This window comes from Actinoplanes oryzae (genome assembly GCF_030757795.1).
Lineage (GTDB): Bacteria > Actinomycetota > Actinomycetes > Mycobacteriales > Micromonosporaceae > Actinoplanes.
Genome location: NZ_JAUQWH010000098.1, coordinates 1 through 23,247 on the forward strand (window position 1 = coordinate 1; position 23,247 = coordinate 23,247).

Consider the following 23,247-nt stretch of genomic DNA (forward strand, 5'->3'; position numbering starts at 1 on the left):
CCGGTGAGGCCGGCGTCGCCCATCGGGCCGCCGATCTCGAAGCGGCCGGTCGGGTTGACCAGCAGCCGGTAGCCCTCGGTGTCGAGGTCGAGGCCCGCGAGCACCGGCGCGATGACGTGCTCGCGGATGTCCGGGGTGAGCAGCGACTCGATCGAGATGTCGGCGGCGTGCTGGGTGGACACCACGACCGTGTCGAGGCGCACCGGCTTGAAGCCGTCGTACTCCACGGTGACCTGGGTCTTGCCGTCGGGCCGCAGGTAGGGGACCGTGCCGTCCTTGCGCACCTCGGACAGCCGGCGGGCCAGGCGGTGGGCCAGCGCGATCGGCAGCGGCATCAGCTCGGGCGTCTCGGAGCAGGCGAAGCCGAACATCATGCCCTGGTCGCCGGCGCCCTGCGCGTCGAGGACGTGGTCGGAGTTGCCCTCGCGCAGCTCGACCGCGCTGTCCACGCCCTGGGCGATGTCGGGCGACTGCGCACCGATGGACACGCTGACGCCGCAGGAGGCACCGTCGAAGCCCTTCTTCGACGAGTCGTAGCCGATGCCCAGGATGGTCTCGCGGACGATGGTGTTGATGTCCGCGTACGCCTGCGTGGTGACCTCGCCGGCCACGTGCACCTGACCGGTCGTGATCAGCGTCTCCACCGCCACGCGGCTCTGGGGGTCCTGCCGCAGCAGGGCGTCGAGAATGCCGTCGCTGATCTGGTCAGCGATCTTGTCCGGGTGGCCTTCCGTGACCGACTCGGAAGTGAAAAGGCGGCGTGCCACGGTGCTCCTCAGGAATTCGTCGAAGGTTCGTCCCGCGGCAGTGTAGTCACCGCCGCTGGGGGCTCGCTTGACCGGTGTCAGGGCATCCCATCATGGCCGACGTGCCCGGCCAGAAGCGAGGCGACCTCGTCCCATATCGCATCCGCCACATCGGCTTTGGGGAGTTTACCGAGGGTCGCGGAGCTCCCGTCGGCGCCCAGGATCGTGACCGTGTTGTCATCCTCGCCGAACACCCGATCGGTGCCCACCTCGTTGACCACGATGAGGTCGGCGCGCTTGCGGACGAGCTTGCCGCGCGCGTGCTCCAGGGCGTCGTGCGTCTCGGCGGCGAACGCGACGAGCAGCTGCCCGTTTCGTTTCGCCGCGCCCAGTTCGGCTGCGATGTCGGGATTGGTGACCAGCTCGACAACGGGCGCCGTACCGTCGGAGCTCTTCTTGATCTTCTGCTCGGCGACCGACGCGGGCCGGAAGTCGGCGGGCGCCGCGGCCATGACCGCCACGTCCGCGTCCGCGAAGGCGGCCACGGTCGCCTTGCGCAGCTCCTCGGTGGTCGACACCCGGACGAGGGAGACGCCCGCCGGATCGGGCAGCGTGACGTTCGCCGCGACGAGCGTCACCCGGGCGCCCCGGGCCACGGCCGCACGCGCCAGGGCGTACCCCTGCTTGCCGGAGGAGCGGTTGCCCAGGAACCGTACGGGATCGAGCGGCTCGCGCGTCCCGCCCGCGGTGACCACCACATGACGCCCCGCGAGATCGGCCGCGAAGGAGCCCCGCAGCAGATGCAGGGCGGTCTCGAAGATCGAGGCCGGGTCGGGCAGGCGTCCCTTACCGGTGTCCGCCCCGGTGAGGCGTCCCACGGCCGGCTCGATGACGACGACGCCCCGCGACCGCAGCGTGGCGACGTTCGCGCGCGTGGCGGCGTTCTCCCACATCTCGGTGTGCATCGCGGGCGCGAGCACCACCGGGCAGGTGGCCGTCAGCAGCGTGTTGGTCAGCAGGTCGTCGGCGATGCCGTGGGCGGCCTTGGCGATCAGGTCGGCCGTGGCGGGCGCGACGACGACGAGCTCGGCGGCCCGGCCGATGCGCACATGCGGGACCTCGTGCACGTCCTCCCACACCTCGGTGGCGACCGGCCGGCCGGACAGCGCCGCCCAGGTGGGCTCCCCGACGAACTTCAGCGCCGAGGCGGTCGGCACGACGCGCACGCCGTGCCCCGACTCGGTGAAGAGCCGCAGCAGCTCGCAGGCCTTGTAGGCGGCGATGCCCCCGCCGACCCCCAGCACGATCTCGGCCACGACAACCCCCTGCGCACCGCGGAAACGACGAAACCCGCGCCCGCGGAAGCGCGGACACGGGTCAAGCCAAGCACACGGCCCCGGCGAGGCCGGTGCCGGAGCGGGTCACGGGTTGTCGGTCGCCTCGGCGGTCAGCAGCCCGGCGTTGATCTCGCGCATCGCGATGGAGAGCGGCTTCTCCTGCGGCGTCGTCTCCACGAGGGGCCCGACATACTCCAGAAGGCCCTCACCGAGCTGGCTGTAGTAGGCGTTGACCTGGCGGGCGCGCTTGGCCGCGAAGATCACCAGCGAGTACTTCGACGAGGTCTTGTCGAGCAGCTCGTCGATCGGCGGGTTGGTGATGCCTTCGGGGTTGGCGATGGTTCCCACGAAAATGACGTCCTAACGTTAAAGCTGTTCGGGAGTCAGGAATGACGAACCGAGCAATCCTACCAGCTCATCGGCCGCCCGCTCGACGAAGTCGTTCACGACCGTGCGGTCGAACTCCTTCTCGGCGGCCAGCTCCTCGTCGGCGTGCGCCAGCCGGCGCCGGATCGTGTCCTCGTCCTCGGTGCCCCGGCCGACCAGGCGGCGGTGCAGCTCCTCGACGCTGGGCGGCGCGAGAAAGACGAGCTGGGCGTCCGGCATCGTGGCGCGCACCTGGCGCGCGCCCTGCAGATCGATCTTGAGCAGCACCGGGCGGCCGCTCGACAGCCAGCCCTCCACCTGCGCGCGGGGCGTGCCGTAGAGGTTGCCCGCGAACTCGGCCCATTCCAGCAACTGGTCGCCGTCGATCAGGCGCTGGAACTCGGACCGCGTGACGAAGTGGTAGTGCTCGCCGTCGGTCTCGTAGTCGCGCTTCTTGCGGGTCGTCACCGACACCGAAAGCTTGATCCATGGCGAGCGCGCCCGGATCAACTCGATCACGCTGTCCTTGCCGACCCCGGAGGGGCCGGAGAGGACGGTGAGTCGGGCCGCCGGGCGCGCGTCGTCATCCATGCTCACGGCTCATTACTACACGAGCCGCCGAGTCAGTTCGCAGCGAACTCCCCCAGGAGGGCCTTACGCTGCTGCTCGCCGAGGCCACGGAGGCGACGGCTGTCGGCGATCTTGAGCTTCTCCATGATCTGGGTGGCCCGGATCTTGCCGATGCCCGGCAGCGCCTGCAGCACGGCCGAGACCTTCAGCTTGCCGACGACGTCGTCGCCCTCGGCCCGGTCGAGCACGGCGGCGAGGGTGGTCTTGCCGGACTTGAGCTGTTCCTTCAGCTCGGCCCGGGCCTTGCGAATCTCCGCGGCCTTCTCCAGCGCGGCTGCACGCTGCTCGGGGCTCAGTGACGGGAGCGGCACCAGTTCTCCTCAGGTCCCTATCGCGCTGGCAGTTCAATACCGGCGCTTCTGTGAAACGTGGTGTGCCAGGGAACCAAAGGGGCATGTGGTTCCCGGCGCCGGGAAAACTAGCGGTCAATCAGCCTTTCGGCAACGTGGGGGTACCCCTCACGCCGATGCGGCCGGGCCTGCTAGGCAGCCTGTTTCACCCGATCACGGCCCGGCAGGCGGCCTCGGCGCGGTCCGCGGCGGCCCGCAGCGCGGCGGCCGACGGGCCCGCCGAGAGAACCTCCCGTGAGTACGACGGAAGCACGTTCCGCAGGCTTTCTCCGAAAATTTCGCGGAGCCCGGCGGGGTCGCCACCCTGCGCGCCGAGGCCCGGGGCGAGCAACGCGCCGTTGATCTTCGACAGGTCGTGACCGGTGCGCCCGATGGTCGCGCCGACCACCGCGCCGATGCTGCCGAGCGGCTCCGCACCCGCGTTGAGCTGGGAAATCTCGTCGATCACGGCCTGCGCGACGCTGCGCCCGTCCGCCGCGACGGCGTGCTGGACGGCCGGCCCCTCGGGGTTCGACGTCAGCGCGAGGACAAACACACCACGTCCGTAAGTGGCCGCCATGTCGAACGCCGGCCGCAGCGAGCCGACCCCGAGGAAAGGACTGACAGTAATCGCATCGACACTCAGCGAACTGTCCGGATCGAGGTAGGCGGACGCGTACGCGGCCATCGTCGAGCCGATGTCGCCGCGTTTCACGTCGAGAAGTACCAGCCCACCGGCCTCACGTGACTGTCGGATAATTGACTCAAGGATCGCGATGCCACGTGATCCAAATCTCTCGAAGAAGGCCGACTGCGGCTTCAGCACGGCGACCCGTTCGGCCAGTGCTTCGACGACCGTGAAGCTGAAGCGTTCGAGGCCGGCGAGGTCGTCGGACAGCCCCCAGCTCGTCAGCAGAGCGGGGTGTGGATCGATGCCGACGCACAGCGGGCCCCGGGTGTCCAGGGCCGTGCGGAGCCGGCTGCCGAAGGTCTCCATGACAGGTGATCCCCTTCCGGTGTATGGAGGTGTCGGGTGGCGGACACCGCCGGCACACCCGAAGCGGTAGAAAGCGGTGCTGAGAGGCCGGCAGACGGCCCGGAAGGCTGCACCGCACAGGGAGGTCTAGGAACGGCGCGTCCGGGCCACTGCACGGACCAGACCCGGCCCGCGATAGATGAATCCCGTGTAGAGCTGCACGAGCGAGGCGCCCGCGTCGAACATCCGGGCCGCGTCGTCGGCGTCGAGGATCCCGCCGACCCCGATGATCGGCAGCCGCCCGCCGGTCTCCCGGTGGACGAATTGCACCACTTCGCGGGCCCGCGAGGTGAGCGGCCGCCCGGACAGTCCGCCGGCCTCGCCCGAAAGTTTCTGATCGGCCGCCGCGAGCCCGTCACGCCCGAGCGTCGTGTTCGTCGCGATCACGCCCGCCGCGCCGTACGCCAGGCACACCTCGAGCAGCTCCGCGATGGCCGGCTCGGTCAGGTCCGGCGCGATCTTCACCAGCACCGGCGTCTTGCCGACCAGCGCCCCGAGCAGCGCGGACAGGAACGACTTGTCCTGCAGCGAGCGCAGCCCCGGCGTGTTCGGCGACGACACGTTGATCGCGATGTAGTCCGCGTAGGGCGCCAGCAGCTCGTACGACGCCAGGTAGTCCGGCACCGCCTCGTCCAGCGGGGTCACCTTGGACTTGCCGAGCGAGATGCCCAGCGGCACCCCGATCGGGCCCAGCGCCTTCAGCCGGGCCGCCAGCGCCGCCGCGCCCTCGTTGTTGAAGCCCATCCGGTTGATCACGGCCTCGCTGTCCCGCAGCCGGAACAGCCGGGGCTTCTCGTTACCCGGCTGGGCCAGCGCCGTGACCGTGCCGACCTCGACGAAGCCGAAGCCGAGGGCGGGCCACGCCGGCAGGGCGAGACCGTTCTTGTCCATGCCGGCGGCGAGCCCGACCGGGTTGGGGAAGCGCACGCCGAAGACGTCGGTGGGCGCGCTCACCGCGTACCGGCGGCGCAGCAGCGACAACGCGGCCGGGGGCAGCCCGGCCAGCCGCTGCACGGTGAACTCGTGCGCCTTCTCGGCGTCGCCGCCGCCCACCCGGAACAGGACCGGGCGGACGGCGGACTCGAACAGGGTCACTCGCTCTCCCGGAGCATGGCGTGCAGCTCCTGCAGCGGCCGGACGGTCATGCCGCCGCCCAGCAGCGCCTCGATGCCCAGCACCGCCGCGGCCACCCCGGGCACGGTGGTGATGCTCGGGATGTCGTTCGTGACGGCCGCGCTGCGGATCTCGTAGCCGTCCGAGCGCGCCCCGGCGCCGGACCCCTGCGGGGTGTTGATGATCAGCGAGATCTCGCCGGCCGCGATCAGCGCCACGGCGTTCTGCGCCGACTTCTCGAAGTGCTTCGGGACGACCTCGCACGCGATGCCGTAGCGGCGCAGCACCTCGCCGGTGCCGGCCGTCGTGACGATCGTGAACCCGAGGTCGGCGAGGCGCTTGACCGGGAAGACGATCGCGCGCTTGTCCCGGTTGGCCACCGAGACGAAGACCTTGCCGCTGGTCGGCAGCGACCCGTACGCCGCCGCCTGCGACTTGGCGAACGCCGGGCCGAAGCCGGGGTCGATGCCCATAACCTCGCCGGTGGACTTCATCTCCGGGCCGAGCAGGCTGTCGACGCCCTTGCCGGCGGGGGTGCGGAACCGCTTGAACGGCAGCACCGCCTCCTTGACCGCGACCGGCGCGTTGTCCGGGACCACGCCGCCGTCCCGGTGACGCAGCAGCATGCCCTCGTCGCGCAGCTCCTGGACGGTCGCCCCGAGCATGATCCGGGCGGCGGCCTTCGCCAGCTGCACGGCGGTCGCCTTGGACACGAAGGGCACGGTCCGCGAGGCGCGCGGGTTGGCCTCCAGCACGTAGAGCTGGTCGTCCTTGAGCGCGTACTGGACGTTGAGCAGGCCCTTGACCCCGACGCCGCGGGCGATCGCCTCGGTGTAGCGGCGCACCTCGGCCAGGTGCGGGCCGGCCAGCGTCACCGGCGGCAGCGAGCAGGACGAGTCGCCGGAGTGGATGCCGGCCTCCTCGATGTGCTCCATCACGCCGCCGAGGTAGACCTCGCCGGTGGCGTCGCAGAGCGCGTCGACGTCGATCTCGATCGCGTCGTCGAGGAACCGGTCGACCAGCACCGGGTGGTCCGGCGAGATCTCCGTGGCGCGCGTGATGTAGTCGGCCAGCGTCGGCTCGTCGTAGACGATCTCCATGCCGCGGCCGCCGAGCACGTAGGACGGGCGGACCAGCACCGGGTAGCCGATCGTGTCCGCGATCGCCTTGGCCTCCTCGAAGGAGGTCGCGGTGCCGTGCTCCGGCGAGCGCAGCCCGGCCTTGGCCAGGACCGCCCCGAAGGCCCCCCGGTCCTCCGCCAGGTCGATCGACTCAGGCGAGGTGCCGACGATGGGTACGCCCGCCGCCTTCAGCCGCGCCGCCAGCCCCAGCGGCGTCTGCCCGCCGAGCTGCACGATGACGCCGATCACGCCCGGGCCCCCGGCCGCCTTGCCCGACGCGTCCTCGGCGTGCACGACCTCGAGCACGTCCTCGAAGGTCAGCGGCTCGAAGTAGAGCCGGTCGGCCGTGTCGTAGTCGGTGGACACCGTCTCGGGGTTGCAGTTGACCATGACGGTCTCGAACTGCCCCTTGAGCGCCTGCACCGCGTGCACGCACGAGTAGTCGAACTCGATGCCCTGCCCGATGCGGTTCGGCCCCGAGCCCAGGATGAGCACCTTGGGGCGGTCGCTCGGCGCGACCTCGGTCTCCTCGTCGTACGTCGAGTAGTGGTACGGCGTGTTCGCCTCGAACTCCGCGGCGCACGTGTCGACCGTCTTGTAGACCGGGCGGACGCCGAGGCGGTGGCGCAGCGTACGGACGCCGTCCTCGCCCGCGAGCTCGGGGCGCAGCGCCGCGAGCTGCCGGTCGGAGATCCCCGACCGCTTCGCCCTGCGCAGCAGAGCCTCGTCCAGGACCGGCGCTTCCAGAACAAGAGCGCGCAGGTCAACCAGCGCCTGGATCTCGTCCAGGAACCAGGGGTCGATGCCGCCGCTGGCCTCGTGCACCTGCTCGACGGTGGCGCCCAGCCGCAGCGCCGCCTCGACCGTGTAGAGCCGGCCGTCGTGCGGGGTGCGCATCGCCTCGAGGGCTTCGTCCACGCTCTCGAACGTCGGCGCGGTCCAGAAGCCCGCGGCCTTGGTCTCCATCGAGCGCATCGCCTTGTTGAGCGCCTCGGCGAAGTTGCGGCCCAGGCTCATCGCCTCGCCGACCGACTTCATCGTGGTGGTCAGCTCGGCGTCGGCGCCGGGGAACTTCTCGAACGCGAACCGCGGGATCTTCACGACCACGTAGTCGAGCGCCGGCTCGAAGGCCGCCGGCGTCTTGAGCGTGATGTCGTTGGGGATCTCGTCGAGCGTGTAGCCGATGGCGAGCTTCGCGGCGATCTTCGCGATCGGGAAGCCGGTGGCCTTCGACGCCAGCGCGCTGGAGCGGGAGACGCGCGGGTTCATCTCGATGACGACCAGGCGGCCGTCGCGCGGGTTGATCGCGAACTGGATGTTGCAGCCGCCGGTGTCCACCCCGACCTCGCGCAGCACCCGGATGCCCAGGTCGCGCAGGTCCTGGTACTCCCGGTCGGTGAGGGTCATGGCGGGCGCGACGGTGACGCTGTCACCCGTGTGTACGCCCATCGGGTCGACGTTCTCGATCGAGCACACGACCACGACGTTGTCGTTCTTGTCGCGCATCAGCTCGAGCTCGTACTCCTTCCAGCCGAGCACGCTCTCCTCGATCAGCACCTCGTGCACCGGGGAGGCGGCCAGGCCGGAGCCGGCGATGCGCTCCAGGTCCTCGTCGGTGTGGGCCATGCCGGAGCCGAGGCCGCCCATGGTGAACGACGGCCGGATGACCACGGGCAGCCCGAGCTCCGCCACGGTCGCCTTGACCTCGTCCATCGAGTGGCAGACCCGGCTGCGCGGGGTCTGGCCGCCGGCCTTGGCGACGATGTCCTTGAACAGCTGCCGGTCCTCGCCGCGGTTGATCGCGTCGATGTTGGCGCCGATCAGCTCGACGCCGTACTTCTCCAGGATGCCGCCCTCGTGCAGGGCGACCGCCGCGTTGAGGGCCGTCTGGCCGCCCAGCGTGGGCAGGATCGCGTCGGGGCGCTCCTTGGCGATGACCAGCTCGAGGAACTCCGGGGTGATCGGCTCGACGTACGTGGCGTCGGCGAACTCGGGGTCCGTCATGATCGTCGCGGGGTTGGAGTTGACCAGGGAGACGCGCAGCCCCTCGGCGCGCAGGACCCGGCAGGCCTGGGTGCCCGAGTAGTCGAACTCGCAGGCCTGTCCGATCACGATCGGCCCGGATCCGATCACCATGACGTGCTGGATGTCGGTGCGCTTCGGCATGTCAGCGGGCCTCGACCTTCTCGACGAGCTCCACGAACCGGTCGAACAGGTAGTCCGCATCGTGCGGGCCCGCGGCGGCTTCGGGGTGGTACTGGACGGTGAACGCGGGGACCTCGAGCGCCCGCAGGCCCTCGACCACGTTGTCGTTGAGGCAGACGTGGGAGACCTCCACGCCGCCGAAGTTCGTGTCGATGACCGTGTTGAGCGGGGCGTCGACCGCGAACCCGTGGTTGTGGCTGGTCACCTCGACCTTGCCGGTGGTCTTGTCGAAGACCGGCTGGTTGATGCCGCGGTGGCCGTAGCCCAGCTTGTAGGTGCCGAAGCCCAGCGCGCGGCCGAGGATCTGGCTGCCGAAGCAGATGCCGAACAGCGGCACCCGGCGGGTCATGACGTCGCGGGCGAGCGCGACCGGCCCGTCGGCGGTGGCCGGGTCGCCCGGGCCGGGCGACAGGAACACCGCGTCCGGGCTGACCGCGAGCAGCTCGTCGATGCTCGTGGTGGCGGGGAAGACGTGCGTCGTCACACCGCGCTCGGCGAGCCGGCGGGAGACGTTGCGCTTGATGCCCAGGTCCAGCGCGGCAACGGTGTAGCGGTGCTCACCGACGGCCTCGACCGTGTAGCGCGACGCCGTGGTCACCTCGGCGGAGAGATCCGCGCCGGACATTTCCGGCTTTTCGAGCACGCGCGCCCGCAGCGACTCCGGATCGAGGTCCACCGTGGAGATGCCGACCCGCATCGCGCCGCGGGAGCGCAGGTGGCGGGTGAGGGCCCGGGTGTCGACGCCGCTGATGCCCACGACGCCCTCGGCGGCCAGGCGCTCGCCCAGGTCGCCGGTGGAGCGCCAGTTGGAGGGGCGGCGCGCGGGGTCGCGGACGACGTAGCCGGCGACCCACATCTTCGCCGACTCGTCGTCCTCGGCGTTGACGCCGGTGTTGCCGATCTGCGGCGCGGTCTGGACCACGACCTGCCGGTGGTACGACGGGTCGGTCAGCGTCTCCTGGTAACCGGTCATGCCGGTGGTGAAGACCGCCTCGCCGAAGGTCTCCCCCTCGGCGCCGTAGGACTCACCGGAGAACGTGCGCCCGTCCTCGAGGACGAGGATTGCTTTCTTCACTTCACGGCCTTTCCGTCCAGGACCGTCGGAACTCCCCGGAGGAAGGTCGCCACGATGCGACCCGGCAGGGTGGTGCCCGCGTACGGTGTGTTGCGGCTGCGGCTCGCCAGCTCGGACGGGTCGACGACCCGCCGGGCGGACGGGTCCACCAGCGTGAGGTTGGCCGGCGAACCGGCGATGAGTTCCCCGCCGTGCCCGGCCAAACCAGCGATCTTGGCCGGGGTGCGGGACATGCGGTCGGCGATCAGCTCCCAGCGCTCGCCCAGGACGCTGAGCACGACGGGCAGGGCGGTCTCGAGGCCGACCATGCCGGGGCGCGCGTACGCCCACTCGCACTCCTTGTCCTGCACGGCGTGCGGCGCGTGGTCGGTGGCGACCACGTCGATCACCCCGTCGATGAGTGCCTGCCGCAGCGCCTCGACGTCGGCGGCCGTCCGCAGCGGCGGGTTGACCTTGTAGACCGGGTCGTAGCTGGCGGCCAGCTCGTCGGTCAGCAGCAGGTGGTGCGGGGTGACCTCGGCCGTGACGCGGACGCCCCGGGCCTTGGCCTGGCGCAGCACCTCGACCGACCCGGCCGTGGACACGTGGCAGACGTGCAGGCGGCTGCCCACGTGCTCGGCGAGCAGCACGTCGCGGGCGATGATCGCCTCCTCCGCGACGGCCGGCCAGCCGGTGAGCCCGAGGCGGGTGGACACCTCGCCCTCGTGCATCTGCGCGCCCTCGGTGAGCCGGGGCTCCTCGGCGTGCTGGGCGATGATCCCGTCGAACGCCTTCACGTACTCCAGGGCCCGCCGCATCAGCCGCGGGTCGGCGACGCAGAAGCCGTCGTCGGAGAAGATCCGGACGTTCGCCGCGGAGGTGGCCATCGCGCCCAGCTCGGCGAGCTGCTTGCCGGCCAGCCCGACGGTGACCGCGCCGATCGGCTGCACGTCGACGAGCCCGGCCTCGCGGCCCAGGCGCCACACCTGCTCGACCACGCCGGCGGTGTCGGCGACCGGCGAGGTGTTCGCCATCGCGCAGACCGCCGTGTAGCCGCCGAGGGCCGCCGCGCGCGAGCCGGTCTCGACCGTCTCGGCGTCCTCGCGGCCCGGCTCGCGCAGGTGCGTGTGCAGGTCGACCAGCCCGGGCAGCGCCACGAGCCCGGTCGCGTCGATCGTCTCGCCGGCCGTCGTCTCGCCGGTGATGACGCCGTCGCGGATCACCAGGTCGGTCGGCGCGGCGCCGAGCACGGAGACGTTCTTGATCAGGTACGAGGTCACGCCTTGCCTCCGAGCAGCAGGTAGAGAACCGCCATCCGGGCGCTGACCCCGTTGGCGACCTGTTCGACGATGGTGGAACGGGTCGAGTCGGCCACCTCGGGCGCGATCTCCATGCCCCGGTTCATCGGCCCGGGGTGCATGACGATCGCGTGCTGCGGCAGCTTCCTCATCCGCGGCGCGTCGAGTCCGTAGCGGCGGCTGTATTCCCGGGCGGACGGGAAGTAGGAGTCCTGCATCCGCTCGGTCTGCACCCGCAGCATCATCACGACGTCCGCGTCGGGAAGGACGCTGTCGAGGTCGTACGACACCTTGGTCGCGGGCGACAGCGCGGCGGCGATGTCCACCGGGATGAGGGTCGGCGGGCCCACCAGGGTCACCTGCGCGCCCAGCGTCGTGAGCAGCAGGACGTTGGACCGGGCGACCCGGCTGTGCAACACGTCACCCACGATCGCGACCCGCAGGCCATCGATCTTCCCCAGCCGCGACCGCATCGTGTACGCGTCCAGCAGCGCCTGCGTCGGGTGCTCGTGCGTCCCGTCGCCGGCGTTGACCACCGAGCCGTCGACCCAGGAGGCGAGCCGGTGCGGGGCGCCCGAGGCGGGGTGCCGGATGACGACCGCGTCCGCGCCCATCGCCTGCAGGGTGAGCGCCGTGTCCTTGAGGCTCTCGCCCTTGGAGACGCTGGAGCCCTTGGCGGAGAAGTTGATGACGTCCGCCGAGAGCCGCTTGGCCGCGGCCTCGAAGGAGATCCGCGTGCGCGTGGAGTCCTCGTAGAAGAGGTTGACCACCGTGCGGCCGCGCAGGGTCGGCAGCTTCTTGACCTCGCGGCCGGCGAGGGCGGCCATCTCCCCGGCGGTGTCGAGGATGAGCGTGGCGGTCTCCGCGTCCAGGTCGGCCGCGGAGCGGAGATGCTTGATCATGCGACGCCTCCGAACAGCTTGACCTCGTCGACGCCGTCGTCGGTCTCCGCGAGCGAGACGCGGACCTTCTCGGCGAGCGCGGTCGGGATGTTCTTGCCGACGTAGTCGGCGCGGATGGGCAACTGGCGGTGCCCGCGGTCGACGAGGACGGCGAGCTGGACCGAGCTGGGCCGGCCGACGTCGTTGAGGGCGTCGAGTGCCGCCCGGACCGTGCGGCCGGAGAACAGCACGTCGTCGACCAGGATCACTCTGCGTCCGTCCAGGCCGTCGCCGGGGATCTCCGTGCGCCCGAGGGCCCGCGTCGCGTGCAGCCGCAGATCGTCGCGGTAGAGGGTGATGTCGAGCGCCCCCACGGGGACGTCCACGCCCTCGAAGGCGTGGATGCGCGCGGCGAGCCGGTGGGCCAGGGGGACGCCCCGGGTCGGGATGCCCAGCAGGACCGTGCCCGTTGCCCCGGAGGTCTTCTCGAGGATCTGGTGGGCGATGCGGTCGACGACGCGGTGCAGATCGGCGCCGGAGAGGATGACCTTGGAGGAACTCGTGTCAGTGTCAGCGCGTGGTTGAGCCACGGCGGACCTCCTTCCCCGCCTCACGGGACGGGTCGTTAAAGGACGTCGGCGGGCCCCCGATCTTGGACGGCCCGATGCCTGACGCTACGTTACCAGTGAGCGCAGCGGTGACCATGGTGACGTGGCCTACCCACGGGACCAGACGGACGAAAGCGGACATCTCGCGCCTCGGGTCGGCGATTCATAGGTAACCGACACTTGACCGGGGGTCGCAAACTCCGTACCGTCACGCAGCGTAGCGATCCGGAGGAAGAACCCTCCGGGCCAGCCAGTACTGGAGTGTCCGAATGCCGTCTGAGTACGCCAAGTCGCTTGGCGCCCGCCTGCGCTCGATCCGCCAGCAGCAGGGCCTGTCCCTGCAGGGCGTTGAGGAGAAGTCCAACGGGCGGTGGAAGGCCGTCGTGGTGGGCTCGTACGAGCGTGGTGACCGCGCCGTCACGGTCTCGCGCCTGGCCGAGCTGGCCGACTTCTACCGCGTCCCGGTCTCGGAGCTGCTGCCCGACGGCAGCGGTGTCCGGCTCGAGGCCACCAACAAGATCGTGCTGGACCTGGAGAAGCTGTACGACGTGGCCGGCGAGGACCTGGCCTACGTCGCCCGCTACGCCCGGGCCATCCAGCAGCAGCGCGGCGACTACAACGGCCGCGTCCTCTCCATCCGCGCCGACGACCTGCGCGCGCTCGCGATCGTCTACGACATCTCCCCCTCGGGCCTCATCGAGCGCCTCACCGAGCAGGGTGTCCTGGTCGCCGACCCGCGCGCCTTCTTCGCCAGCTGACAGCCGGCACCCCGAGTTCCACCGAAGTCCGCGTCGCCCCTCGCGACGCGGACTTCCGCGTGTCCGGGCACGCGACTCCACGGGTCCGGGTCAGTCCTCGCGGACCCGGCTCATCACCGCCGCCGCCTGGCCCGCGTCCATGCCCGGGCGCACCTCCCAGTAGTCGAGGATTCGCAGCATCTGCGCGGCCGGCTCCGGCGAGCCCCGGTCGATGTCCCGGGCCCGCCGGATCAGCACCTCGTCCAGCTCCTCCGCCTGCTGCCAGGTGAGGCCGGCGGCGTACAGGGTCATGATCAGGTCGTTGCGGGAGACCACCCGGGGGCCCTGGTTGTCCAGGTCGCGGGTCATCAGCGAGATCTCGCCGTCGCCCAGGAACGAGCCGGGCAGGAACGAGCACGCCCGGTAGAGCAGGGTCAGCTTCGGCAGCCGGTGCCGGTGCATCCGGCGCGGCCGCTCGGTCAGCAGCAGCGTGAAGAGCGACCACTGCTCGATCCGGCGGCGCAGCAGCCAGATGTCGCGCCGGATCAGCTCGCTGCGCAGCTCCCGGGAGCCCCGCAGCGGCCACCGGCGGCTCAGCCCGGCCTTCGCGGTGCGGTCCCAGAGCAGCGCCAGGCGCCGCGCGAGATCCTCGTCGCGGCGCACGTCCACCTCCGGCCCGTCCCGGTCGCCCGCCACGCTGCCGAGCAGGCCGGTCGAGGAATCCTTCAGGTACGACCAGAGGCCCTCGCGCCACGGCTCGTCCCGCCACGGCCGTTCCGCGGTCCGCCCGGTCGCCCACGCGCTCAGCCGGTTGTGCCGCAGCCGCAGGGCGAAGCGCGAGAGGGCCCCGCCGTTGTACATCCGGCGGAACCATCGGGACCCCAGCCGCCCGAGCCGCGTCGTCGAGGCGAGCACGGCCAGCACGACGACGGCGAAGACCCCGCCCAGCGTGAGGCTCACCAGAGCAGCCGCCTTCGGCAGCCACGGGGGAGCGTCGCCGAGCAGAATTTGCCCGGGGTCCTGCGGCTTCATCGCGACCGTCGCGTCGAGCACGGTCACCACGCCGACGACGGCCAGGCCGAAGCCCATGATGGCGCTGGCCTTGGACAGCGCGTCCGACTCGCGCACCCGCCGCTCGTCGAAGGCCGCCGCGATCGTGCCGATCAGGTCCCTGTACTTCGCCTGGACGCGCAACGCCTGCGCGCTGACCCGCAGACCGTCCTCACGCACCTCGCCCATGACGCCGTCCGTGGTCAGGGCGTCGCGCACCCCCGGATAGGGCGCCACGCCGGTGCTCAGCGGGTACGCCGTGACCTCGGCGTCGAACCCGTCCACGAGCTGCTGCACGGCGGAGTCCACCTGGGCGACGCAGGCGTCGGTCTCCGTCGCGAGGTGGGCGAGGTCGGCCGTACCCTGCAGGAGGGTCTGGTGCAGCAGCTCGACCGTGCGGTGCAGCCGGCCCAGCCGGAACCAGCGGCGCACCGGCAGGTGCGTCGACAGGGCGTCCCAGAGCAGCAGGCCCCGGTCCGCCACCCGGTCGTAGACGGCCGCGTGCGTACGCCAGATCTCCAGGTCGTTCTGGATCCGGTAGAGCCGCTGGGCGGCCTCGGCCTCCAGCCGGATGAGCAGCTGCACCACCTGGCCGAGCGAGACCTCCTGCAGGTCGGCCCGCTCGCCCTCGGCGAAGCGGTCCGGGACGAGCAGATAGCACGGTACGCTGCGGCCCGGGTCGAGCCGGATCAGCCGGCGCATCGCCAGCATCTGTCCGTTGAGGACGCTCGCCGACAGCACGCTGTCCCGGCAGTCGCCGACCCCGAGCGCCATGTCGCACAGGCTGTTCATCAGCCGCCGGTGCTCGCCGTGCAGATAGTCCCCGGCGTCGGGCAACAGCCTGCGGGGCACCGCCACCCAGATCGTCGGCAGGTAGTGGGCGCGGCGGGCGGCCCGGAACTCGGTGCGGGTCAGCGGCGGCTCGTGCCGGGGATCGCTGAACCAGCGCTCGACCCCCTGGCACAGGATGGTGAAGGTGTCCCGGTAGACGTCGATCGGGAAGACCTCGGCCAGGGCGTCGTCCTCCGGCGCGGTGTCCGGCCGGTGCTCGCGGTGCAGGGGCCGCTGCTGCCACACCGAGACGCTGAGCACGCAGGTCGGCTGCCCGAGCAGCCAGTCGAAGCTGAAGTCCAGCAGCACGTGGACGCCCAGTGCGCCCGCCCCGGCGGGGATCTCGTCGGTGTCGAAGACCGCGTCCAGCCGGCTCGCGTGCAGATAGACGCGGTGCTGCAGGCCCGCCAGCCCGCGGTTCTGCCCCGGCCGGACCCGGGCCAGGTCGGCGGCCAGCCGGTCGATCGCCTCCGCGCAGTCGTCGCCGCCGGACCACGCGATCTCCGGGCGGGACAGCTCCCGCGCGCCGTAGCGGCCGCCGAAGGTGCTGCGCGTGGCCTTCGCCGGCCGGCGGACGCGGGTGAAGGCGGCGGTGCCCGGCTCCGCCCCGGCGACGAGCTGCTCGATGCGCGAGGCGTGGGCCTTGGCGGCGTCCGGGCCGGCGGGCCAGCCCCACGCCGAGCTGGTGATCATGATGAGGTTGCGGACCTCGGGCTCCCCACCGGCGAGGGCGGCGGAGTCGGCGGCGTGGACGATGCCCTGCAGGAAGTCGTCGTCGTTCGGGAAGTCGCCGAGCGGCTCGCTGCCGAGATCGGGCAGCGGGAACTCCCGCACCGGGGCCACGGCTCCCTGCGGTGGCGGCGGCTCCTGCTCCGGCGGAGACGACAGCGGCACGTCGGCGCCGCTCCCCCGGGGGCGCCCGCCCGAGACGCGCAGCCAGCGCTGATAGGCGCGGAGGCTGGCGAGCACGTCACGGATCCGGTAGAGCCGCTCGCGCCGCTTCTCGTCGTTGCTCATCCACGCCTCCGCCGCCACCGGGTGTGCCCCGGGACGGGCGGGCCGTGCCGCCACTCGGTGCCGCGGTGCAGCGCCGGGGAAAGGTCACGCTAGGGCGCGGCGCCGCATGATCGCAACCACGCTGATCGATACCGGTCCGGACGGCCGATCCCTTCCGGGAAACGGCGGACGCCCCCCGGCACAGGCCAGGGGGCGTCGTCGTCTCGCGCCACAGCGCGCCGGAGCGGAGCTCAGCGAGTCGGAGCTAGCGAGACTCAGCAGAACTCGGCGGAGCTCAGCGAGTCGGAGCTCAGCGGGTCGGAGCGGAACTCAGCGGGTCGCGAACTCGGCGATGCGGCCCAGGATCCCGTTGAGGAAGCGCGGGCTGTCGTCGGTGGACATCTGCCGCGCCAGCTCGACGGCCTCGCTGATCGCCACCGCGTCGTCGATCTCGGGCAGGTAGAGCAGCTCGTAGACCGCGATGCGCGCGAGGTTGCGGTCGACCACCGGCATGCGCTCGATGGTCCAGCCCTCGGCGTAGCTCGCGATCAGCTCGTCGATCCGGTCGAGGTGCTTTGCCACGCCCTCCACCAGCCCGACCGTGTAGTCCATGTGGTCGGGCCGGGGCTGGGCGATCCGGTCCAGATAGGTGGTGAGCACCGCGCCCGGCGCGAGGTCGCGCAGGTCGGCCTCGTAGAGGACGTCGAGGGCCCGCTTGCGCGCCTTGCGGCGCGCGGGCATCTGCGTCTTGGGACCTTCAGCCATGCTCCGGGGCCTCAGCTACGGCCGAGGTAGCGGCCGTCGCGGGTGTCGACCTTGATCTTCTCGCCCGTGGTGATGAAGAGCGGGACCTGGACGGTCGCGCCGGTCTCGACGGTGGCCGGCTTGGTGCCGCCGGTCGAGCGGTCGCCCTGCAGGCCCGGCTCGGTGTAGGTCACCTCGAGGAAGACGCTGGTCGGCAGCTCGATGTAGAGCGGGACGCCCTCGTGGGTCGCGACCGTGGCCTCGGCCTCGGGGAGCAGGTAGTTGGCGTTCTCCGCCACCGTGCCGCCGGGCACCGTGATCTGGTCGAACGTGTCCAGGTCCATGAAGACGAAGTCCTCGCCGTCCTGGTAGAGGTACTGCATCGTCCGCTTGTCGACCGTCGCCGTGTCGACCTTGGTGCCGGCGTTGAAGGTCTTGTCCACGACCTTGCCGGAGAGGACGTTCTTCAGCGTGGTGCGCACGAACGCCCCGCCCTTGCCCGGCTTGACGTGCTGGAACTCGACGACGGCCCACAGCTCGCCGTCGAGGTTGAGCACGAGGCCGTTCTTCAGGTCGTTGGTGGAAGCCATGTCCTGCCCTGTGATTGAAGCGAAACGTGAGGTGACACGCGGAGGTGACCGACCGAGTTTACCGGCGTGACACGCCGGGCGCCCAATCGGGGCGACGCCGTCCCGATTTCGCCGTGGGCGTGATGCGAATCACTGCCGTCCGGCGAGGTGCCGCAGCGCGAGCACGTAGCCGTCGATCCCCAGCCCGGCGATGACCCCGGTCGCCACCGCCGAGACCACCGAGTGGTGGCGGAACTCCTCGCGGGTGTGGATGTTCGAGATGTGCACCTCGACCAGCGGCGCCCGCAGCATGGCGCACGCGTCGCGCACGGCGATCGAGTAATGCGACCACGCCGCCGGGTTGAGCACGACGGGCGCCTGCTCGTCGGCGGCGGCGTGCAGCCACGCGAGCATCTCGTGCTCGGCGTCGGTCTGCCGCACCTCCACGTCCAGGCCCAGCTCGGCGCCGGTCGTCTCGCAGAGCCGCACCAGATCCGCGTACGTGGTGGAGCCGTACACCTCGGGCTGGCGCGTGCCGAGCCGGCCGAGGTTGGGCCCGTTGAGCACGTAGACCCTCACGCCGCCACCGCCTCGAAAGCACGCGACAGGAGCGACACGTCCGAAACCGGCAGGACGCCGGGCTGCGCCAGCCCGTCCAGCACCACGAACCGCAGCGTGTCCGCCCGGGCCTTCTTGTCGATCCGCATGGCGGGCAGCAACTCCTCCCAGGCGTCGGCGGCATAGGAGACCGGGAGGCCGAGCAGCGACAGGACGGACTTGTGCCGTGCGGCCGTCGCGTCGTCGAGCCGGCCGGTCAAGCGACCCAGCTCGGCGGCATAGACCAGGCCGACCGACACCGCGTCACCGTGCCGCCAGCGGTAGCGCTCCCGCTTCTCGATCGCGTGCCCGAGGGTGTGCCCGTAGTTGAGGATCTCGCGCAGCCCCGACTCGTGCAGGTCCTCGCCGACCACCCGTGCCTTGACCCGGATCGCCCGCTCGACCAGTTCGCGCAGCACCGGGCCCGCCGGGTCGGCGGCGGCCGCCGGGTCGCCCTCCACCAGGTCGAGGATGACCGGATCGGCGATGAAACCGCACTTGACGACCTCGGCGAGCCCGGCGACCAGATCCGCGCGCGGCAGCGTCGCCAGCAGGTCGAGGTCGCACAGCACCCCGGCGGGCGGGTGGAAGGCGCCGACCAGGTTCTTGCCGGCGGCGATGTTCACGCCGGTCTTGCCGCCGACGGCCGCGTCGACCATGCCGAGCAGCGACGACGACACGGGCACCCAGCGCACCCCGCGCAGCCAGCTCGCGGCGACATAGCCCGCGAGGTCGGTCACCGCTCCCCCGCCGACGCCGACCACCGCATCCGTACGCGTGAAGCCCGCCGCCCCGAGCTCGTCCCAGCACCGCGCCGCGACCTCGACCGTCTTGCCGGCCTCCGCGTCGGGCACCTCGATCGGCAGCGGCCGCAGCCCGGCATCGGCGAGCGCACCGGCCACGGCCTCGGCCCGCTCCTTCAGCGGGGCGGCATGCAGCACGGCGACCCGCACCGCCCCCTCGACCAGCGCGGGCAGCGCACCGAGCAGATCCCGGCCCACCAGGACGTCATAGGGCCGCTCACCGGCCACGGGAATGCGGGTAACCACGGCGCCGATCCTAGTCGTGGGTAATTGGGGCCGGAGCAGCGCGTCAGCCGGCGACCCGGACGAGGTCGGCGATCTCGGCCGCCAGCTCCTCCGGCTCCCGCGCATCGGTCTTGACGGTGTGCGTGGCGACCGACTCGTACAGGGGGCGGCGCTCGTCCATGAGGAACTTGAGCGTCGCCCGGGGGTTGACCGACAGCAGCGGCCGGCCGGAGCCCAGCCCGACCCGCTTGACGGCGTCCGGCAGCTCGACGGAGAGGAAGATCACCGTGTGCGGGCGCAGCAGGTCTCGCGTACCCGGGTCGAGGATGGCGCCGCCGCCCAGCGCGAGCACGCCGCCGAAGGTCTCCAGCGCGTCCGCGACCGTGGTCTTCTCCAGCGCGCGGAAGGCGACCTCGCCCTCGTCGATGAAGATCTCCGGGATGGGCTTGCCGGCCGACGCCTCGATCAGATGATCGGTGTCGGCGAAGGCGACGCCCAGCCGCTGCGCCACCGCCTGCCCGACCGTGGTCTTGCCGGCACCGGGCGGGCCCACCACCACCGCGACGGGCGCCATCAGCGGATCAGCAGACTGTCGAGGTAGCCGGCGAGGTTGCGCTGGATCTCCGCGACCGAGTCGCCGCCGAACTTCTCCGTGGCGGCCTCGGCCAGCACCAGCGCGACCATCGCCTCGGCGACCACGCCGCCGGCGGCCACGGCCGTGATGTCGGAGCGCTGGTTGATCGCGGTCGTCGCCTCGCCCGTCACGACGTCCACGGTCTGCAGCGCGCGGTTGAGCGAGGAGATGGGCTTGAGTGCGGCGCGTACGCGCAGGTTCTGACCGTTCGTGATGCCGCCCTCGAGGCCGCCCGCACGGTCCGTGATGCGCTTGACGCCCTCGGGGGTCGGCACGATCTCGTCGTGAGCGACCGAGCCGCGCGACCGGGCCTGCGTGAAGCCGTCCCCGATCTCGACGCCCTTGACCGACTGGATGGACATGAGCGCGGTGGCCAGGCGGGCGTCCAGCTTGCGGTCCCACTGCACGTGCGACCCCAGGCCCGGGGGTACGTGCCACGCGAGCACCTCGATGATGCCGCCGAGCGTGTCGGCGTCCTTCTTCGCGGCGTCGACCTCCGCCACCATGCGCGCGCTGGCCTCGGGGTCGAGGCAGCGCAGCGGGTCGGCGTCGATGCGCTCGGCGTCGTCGGGCGTGGGGATCAGCCCCGCCTTCGCCGCCACGGAGCCCAGCTCGATGACGTGCGACACCACGTCGATGCCGAGCGCCTGCTTGATCAGCGCCTTGGCGACCGCCCCGACGGCGACGCGCGCGGCGGTCTCGCGGGCGCTGGCGCGCTCGAGGATCGGGCGGGCGTCGGTGTGCCCGTACTTCTGCATGCCCGCCAGGTCGGCGTGGCCGGGCCGCGGCCGGGTGAGCGGGGCGTTGCGGGCCTGCGCGGCCAGCTCCACCTCGTCCACCGGGTCGGCGGCCATCACCGTGCGCCACTTGGGCCACTCCGAGTTGCCGACGCGGATCGCGACGGGGCTGCCCAGCGTGACGCCGTGCCGGATGCCGCCGATGATCTCGATCTCGTCCTGCTCGAACTTCATCCGGGCCCCGCGGCCGTAGCCCAGCCGGCGGCGCGCGAGATCGCGACCGATGTCCTCGCTCGTCACCCGCACGCCGGCGGGCACGCCCTCCAGCAGGGCGACGAGCGCCGGTCCGTGAGATTCACCTGCAGTAAGCCAGCGCAACACGATGCAAAGTGTGTCACGGCGCCGGTGCGCAGCGTTCTCCGGCCGGTGCCGTCCCGATCAGCGGACGCCCGCCGTGCCTGTCCCAGGCGCGCCGCCTCCGCCCGGCTGAGCGGACGCTCGCCCCGCTCCTCGCGCCGCCCTCGCCCCGATCAGCGGACGCCCGCCGCCGCTTTTCGCACGCTTTCGCGCCGATCAGCGGACGCTCGCCGCCGCCGCCAGGGCCTCGCGCATCGCCCGCTCCGGGGCGGGGACCACCCCGGTGAACTGTTCGAACTGCCCGAGGGCCTGGGCCAGGAGCAGATCAAGACCGGACACCACGGGTACGCCGGCCTCGGCGGCCCCGGCGGCGAGCGGCGTCGGCCACGGGTCGTAGATCGCGTCGAACAGCACCGTGCTCGGCTTCCACGCGATCCGCGTCGCCAGGGCGTCCGCCGCGCCCTTCGGCACCGTGGAGATCACCGCATCGGCCGTGCAATGCTCCGCCGCGTCCTGCCACCTCGCGCCGGACAGGGCCACCCCGAACGCCTCCGCCACGGGCGCCAGCTCGTCGCGTGCCTCGGGGCGGCGGGTGACGAGAGTGACCTGTGCGGCGCCGAGGTGCGCGGCGGCTGCCACGGCGGCGCGCGCGGTGCCGCCCCCGCCCAGCACGGTGACGGTCGGGCGCTCGGGCAGGCCGGCGTCGCGCAAGACCCGGACCATGCCCGGGACGTCGGTGTTGTCGGCGAACCAGGTGCCGTCGTCACGGCGTACGAGAGTGTTGGCCGCACCCGTCGCGACCGCGACTGCCGACGCCTCCCCGGCCAGCGCCAGGCCGGCCTCCTTGAGCGGCATCGTGAGCGACAGGCCGGCCCATTCCGGGCCCAGCCCCGCGACCAGCGCGGGCAGCTCCGACTCGGCGCACTCGAACGCCGTGTAGGACCAGTCGAGCAGGCCGGCCGCCGCGAACCCGGCGGCGTGGATGACGGGCGACAGCGAATGCCCGATCGGCTTGCCGCACACGGCGGCCCGATGCTTGACGGTCACGACGACAGCGTAGTGGTCAGCAGAGCGGGACGCCGTTGGCGCAGGCCTTCTGGATGTTCGCGTCGTGCTGGGCGTTGGTGACCGCGAACGCCGACACCTTCGTCTTCGGGTCGACCAGCACGAAGAACAGCCAGTCGCCGGGGGTCGGGTTCACCGCCGCCTGCAGCGCCTGCTTGCCCGGGTTGTTGATCGGGCCGAGCGGCAGGCCGACCTTGAGCTCCGTGGTGTACGGGTTCTTCGGGTCCTCGAGCTCCGCCGTGGTCATCTTGCCGGAGTGCTTGGCGCCCTTGTTGTTCAGCGTGAGCCAGTAGTTGGTGGTCACGTCGAACTGCAACGGCATCTTCTTCACGTACGCCCGGTTGATCGCGACCCGGGCGATCTTCGCCATGTCCTGCGGCACGCCCGCCTCGGCCTGCGCCAGCGACGCGATGATCAGCGCCTCGTAGGGCGAGATCGACATCTTCTGCTCCGCCGTGTCGACGAAGTTGAGGTCGCTCGTGGTGTCCACGAACTTGCCGACCATCGTCGACAGGATCTCCGCGGCGGTGGCCTTCGGCGGGAACTCGTACGTGTCCGGGAAGAGGAAGCCCTCGGCCGTGCCGGAGATCTTCTTGCCGTCGCGCCGGGTGAACCAGGCGTCGGGCACGCCGAGCGCCTTCGGGTCCTTCGCCGCGGCCTGGAAGTCCTTGACACCGATGCCGGTCTTCTTCGACAGGGCGTCGTAGACCTGCAGCGTCGTCCAGCCCTCTTTGATCGTGACGCCGTTGACCACGCGGGCCTTCGGGTCGAGCAGCAGGGCGACGGCGCTCTCGGCCGACATCTGCTTCTTCAGGTTGTACGTGCCCGGCTGGATGTTCTTGCCCCGCGGGTTCGCCTCCGCCGCGTCGATGAAGGCGGCCGTGCTCTTCACCACGTCGGACTCCACGAGGGTGTTGCCGATCTCGGTGAGCGACCCCTCCTTGACCGTGACCTGGACCGGGTCGGCGCCCGAGCCGTCGTAGTCCGCGGCGGTGAAGAAGCCGCGCACCTTCTCGTAGCCCAGATAGCCCCCGACGCCGAGGACGCCGAGCAGCACGAAGGCCAGCAGGAACGCGATCGCCGTCCGGCCGCCGCCCCGGCGCCGGTGCCGGGCCTTGGTCTTGTCGGCCTGATCGTCGTCGAACGCCAGGTCCAGCTCGTCGATCATCTCGTGTGCC

The 23,247-nt window shown here is 71.5% G+C and carries 22 protein-coding genes; 1 reads left to right on the forward strand and 21 read right to left on the reverse strand.

Annotated elements, in window-relative coordinates:
• The 12 genes from metK to pyrR all read right to left on the reverse strand — a co-directional run.
• Positions 1-767 (reverse strand): methionine adenosyltransferase (gene metK / locus RBH18_RS27350; protein WP_306212748.1); only part of this gene is annotated, 767 nt, incomplete at its 3' end.
• A 77-nt stretch (positions 768-844) separates the two neighbouring features.
• Positions 845-2,062 (reverse strand): bifunctional phosphopantothenoylcysteine decarboxylase/phosphopantothenate--cysteine ligase CoaBC, encoded by a 1,218-nt coding sequence (gene coaBC, locus RBH18_RS27355; RefSeq protein WP_306212750.1) that lies wholly within the window; start codon positions 2,060-2,062, stop codon positions 845-847.
• A 105-nt stretch (positions 2,063-2,167) separates the two neighbouring features.
• On the reverse strand, positions 2,168-2,431 hold the full coding sequence (rpoZ, locus tag RBH18_RS27360) for a DNA-directed RNA polymerase subunit omega (RefSeq protein WP_015623990.1): 264 nt from the start codon (positions 2,429-2,431) through the stop codon (positions 2,168-2,170).
• An 18-nt stretch (positions 2,432-2,449) separates the two neighbouring features.
• The gene (gmk, locus tag RBH18_RS27365; RefSeq protein WP_306212781.1) at positions 2,450-3,040 is read right to left on the reverse strand and encodes a guanylate kinase; all 591 of its coding nucleotides are present in this window, start codon (positions 3,038-3,040) and stop codon (positions 2,450-2,452) included.
• 32 nt (positions 3,041-3,072) lie between these two features.
• Positions 3,073-3,390, reverse strand: a complete 318-nt coding sequence (mihF, locus tag RBH18_RS27370; protein ID WP_305786667.1) for an integration host factor, actinobacterial type — start codon at positions 3,388-3,390, stop codon at positions 3,073-3,075.
• A 184-nt stretch (positions 3,391-3,574) separates the two neighbouring features.
• Positions 3,575-4,405, reverse strand: coding sequence for an orotidine-5'-phosphate decarboxylase (pyrF, locus tag RBH18_RS27375; RefSeq protein WP_306212784.1), 831 nt, complete (start codon positions 4,403-4,405; stop codon positions 3,575-3,577).
• A 126-nt stretch (positions 4,406-4,531) separates the two neighbouring features.
• Entirely contained in the window at positions 4,532-5,539 is a 1,008-nt protein-coding gene (locus RBH18_RS27380) for a quinone-dependent dihydroorotate dehydrogenase (protein WP_306212787.1), read from the reverse strand.
• Positions 5,536-8,844: a carbamoyl-phosphate synthase large subunit gene (gene carB, locus RBH18_RS27385; protein ID WP_306212789.1), complete on the reverse strand. Its 3,309-nt coding sequence runs from the start codon at positions 8,842-8,844 to the stop codon at positions 5,536-5,538. Before carB ends, RBH18_RS27380 begins: the two co-directional genes overlap by 4 nt.
• 1 nt (position 8,845) lies before the next feature.
• The gene (gene carA, locus RBH18_RS27390) at positions 8,846-9,958 is read right to left on the reverse strand and encodes a glutamine-hydrolyzing carbamoyl-phosphate synthase small subunit (protein WP_306212791.1); all 1,113 of its coding nucleotides are present in this window, start codon (positions 9,956-9,958) and stop codon (positions 8,846-8,848) included.
• Complete coding sequence (locus tag RBH18_RS27395; protein WP_306212793.1) at positions 9,955-11,217, reverse strand: dihydroorotase; 1,263 nt, start codon at positions 11,215-11,217, stop codon at positions 9,955-9,957. The genes carA and RBH18_RS27395 overlap by 4 nt, the downstream gene beginning before the upstream one ends.
• Positions 11,214-12,137 (reverse strand): aspartate carbamoyltransferase catalytic subunit, encoded by a 924-nt coding sequence (locus RBH18_RS27400; RefSeq protein ID WP_306212795.1) that lies wholly within the window; start codon positions 12,135-12,137, stop codon positions 11,214-11,216. Before RBH18_RS27400 ends, RBH18_RS27395 begins: the two co-directional genes overlap by 4 nt.
• Entirely contained in the window at positions 12,134-12,706 is a 573-nt protein-coding gene (gene pyrR / locus RBH18_RS27405; RefSeq protein WP_306212797.1) for a bifunctional pyr operon transcriptional regulator/uracil phosphoribosyltransferase PyrR, read from the reverse strand. The genes RBH18_RS27400 and pyrR overlap by 4 nt, the downstream gene beginning before the upstream one ends.
• A gap of 287 nt (positions 12,707-12,993) precedes the next feature.
• Here pyrR and bldD point away from each other — a divergent pair, with 287 nt between their 5' ends.
• Positions 12,994-13,482 (forward strand): transcriptional regulator BldD, encoded by a 489-nt coding sequence (gene bldD / locus RBH18_RS27410; RefSeq protein ID WP_305786675.1) that lies wholly within the window; start codon positions 12,994-12,996, stop codon positions 13,480-13,482.
• Between the two features lie 90 nt (positions 13,483-13,572).
• On the opposite strand, the gene RBH18_RS27415 is transcribed toward bldD, so the two are convergent.
• The 9 genes from RBH18_RS27415 to mltG all read right to left on the reverse strand — a co-directional run bounded on the left by RBH18_RS27415 (position 13,573) and on the right by mltG (position 23,237).
• Positions 13,573-16,359, reverse strand: a complete 2,787-nt coding sequence (locus RBH18_RS27415; protein WP_306212799.1) for a hypothetical protein — start codon at positions 16,357-16,359, stop codon at positions 13,573-13,575.
• Between the two features lie 309 nt (positions 16,360-16,668).
• Positions 16,669-17,079 carry a transcription antitermination factor NusB gene (nusB, locus tag RBH18_RS27420; RefSeq protein WP_306212822.1) on the reverse strand — a complete coding sequence of 137 codons (411 nt, stop codon included), beginning with the start codon at positions 17,077-17,079 and terminating at the stop codon, positions 16,669-16,671.
• A gap of 35 nt (positions 17,080-17,114) precedes the next feature.
• Positions 17,115-17,672, reverse strand: a complete 558-nt coding sequence (gene efp / locus RBH18_RS27425) for an elongation factor P (protein ID WP_305786677.1) — start codon at positions 17,670-17,672, stop codon at positions 17,115-17,117.
• A gap of 129 nt (positions 17,673-17,801) precedes the next feature.
• Positions 17,802-18,230, reverse strand: coding sequence for a type II 3-dehydroquinate dehydratase (aroQ, locus tag RBH18_RS27430; RefSeq protein ID WP_306212802.1), 429 nt, complete (start codon positions 18,228-18,230; stop codon positions 17,802-17,804).
• Positions 18,227-19,402 (reverse strand): 3-dehydroquinate synthase, encoded by a 1,176-nt coding sequence (aroB, locus tag RBH18_RS27435; RefSeq protein WP_372338991.1) that lies wholly within the window; start codon positions 19,400-19,402, stop codon positions 18,227-18,229. The genes aroQ and aroB overlap by 4 nt, the downstream gene beginning before the upstream one ends.
• A complete protein-coding gene (locus tag RBH18_RS27440; RefSeq protein WP_306212804.1) occupies positions 19,341-19,850 on the reverse strand; it encodes a shikimate kinase in 510 nt (169 codons plus the stop codon). Before RBH18_RS27440 ends, aroB begins: the two co-directional genes overlap by 62 nt.
• A complete protein-coding gene (aroC, locus tag RBH18_RS27445) occupies positions 19,850-21,028 on the reverse strand; it encodes a chorismate synthase (protein WP_306212806.1) in 1,179 nt (392 codons plus the stop codon). The genes RBH18_RS27440 and aroC overlap by 1 nt, the downstream gene beginning before the upstream one ends.
• A 192-nt stretch (positions 21,029-21,220) precedes the next feature.
• Positions 21,221-22,051, reverse strand: a complete 831-nt coding sequence (locus tag RBH18_RS27450) for a shikimate dehydrogenase (protein ID WP_306212808.1) — start codon at positions 22,049-22,051, stop codon at positions 21,221-21,223.
• A gap of 16 nt (positions 22,052-22,067) precedes the next feature.
• Positions 22,068-23,237, reverse strand: a complete 1,170-nt coding sequence (gene mltG / locus RBH18_RS27455) for an endolytic transglycosylase MltG (RefSeq protein WP_306212809.1) — start codon at positions 23,235-23,237, stop codon at positions 22,068-22,070.
• Between the last annotated feature and the right edge of the window lie 10 nt (positions 23,238-23,247).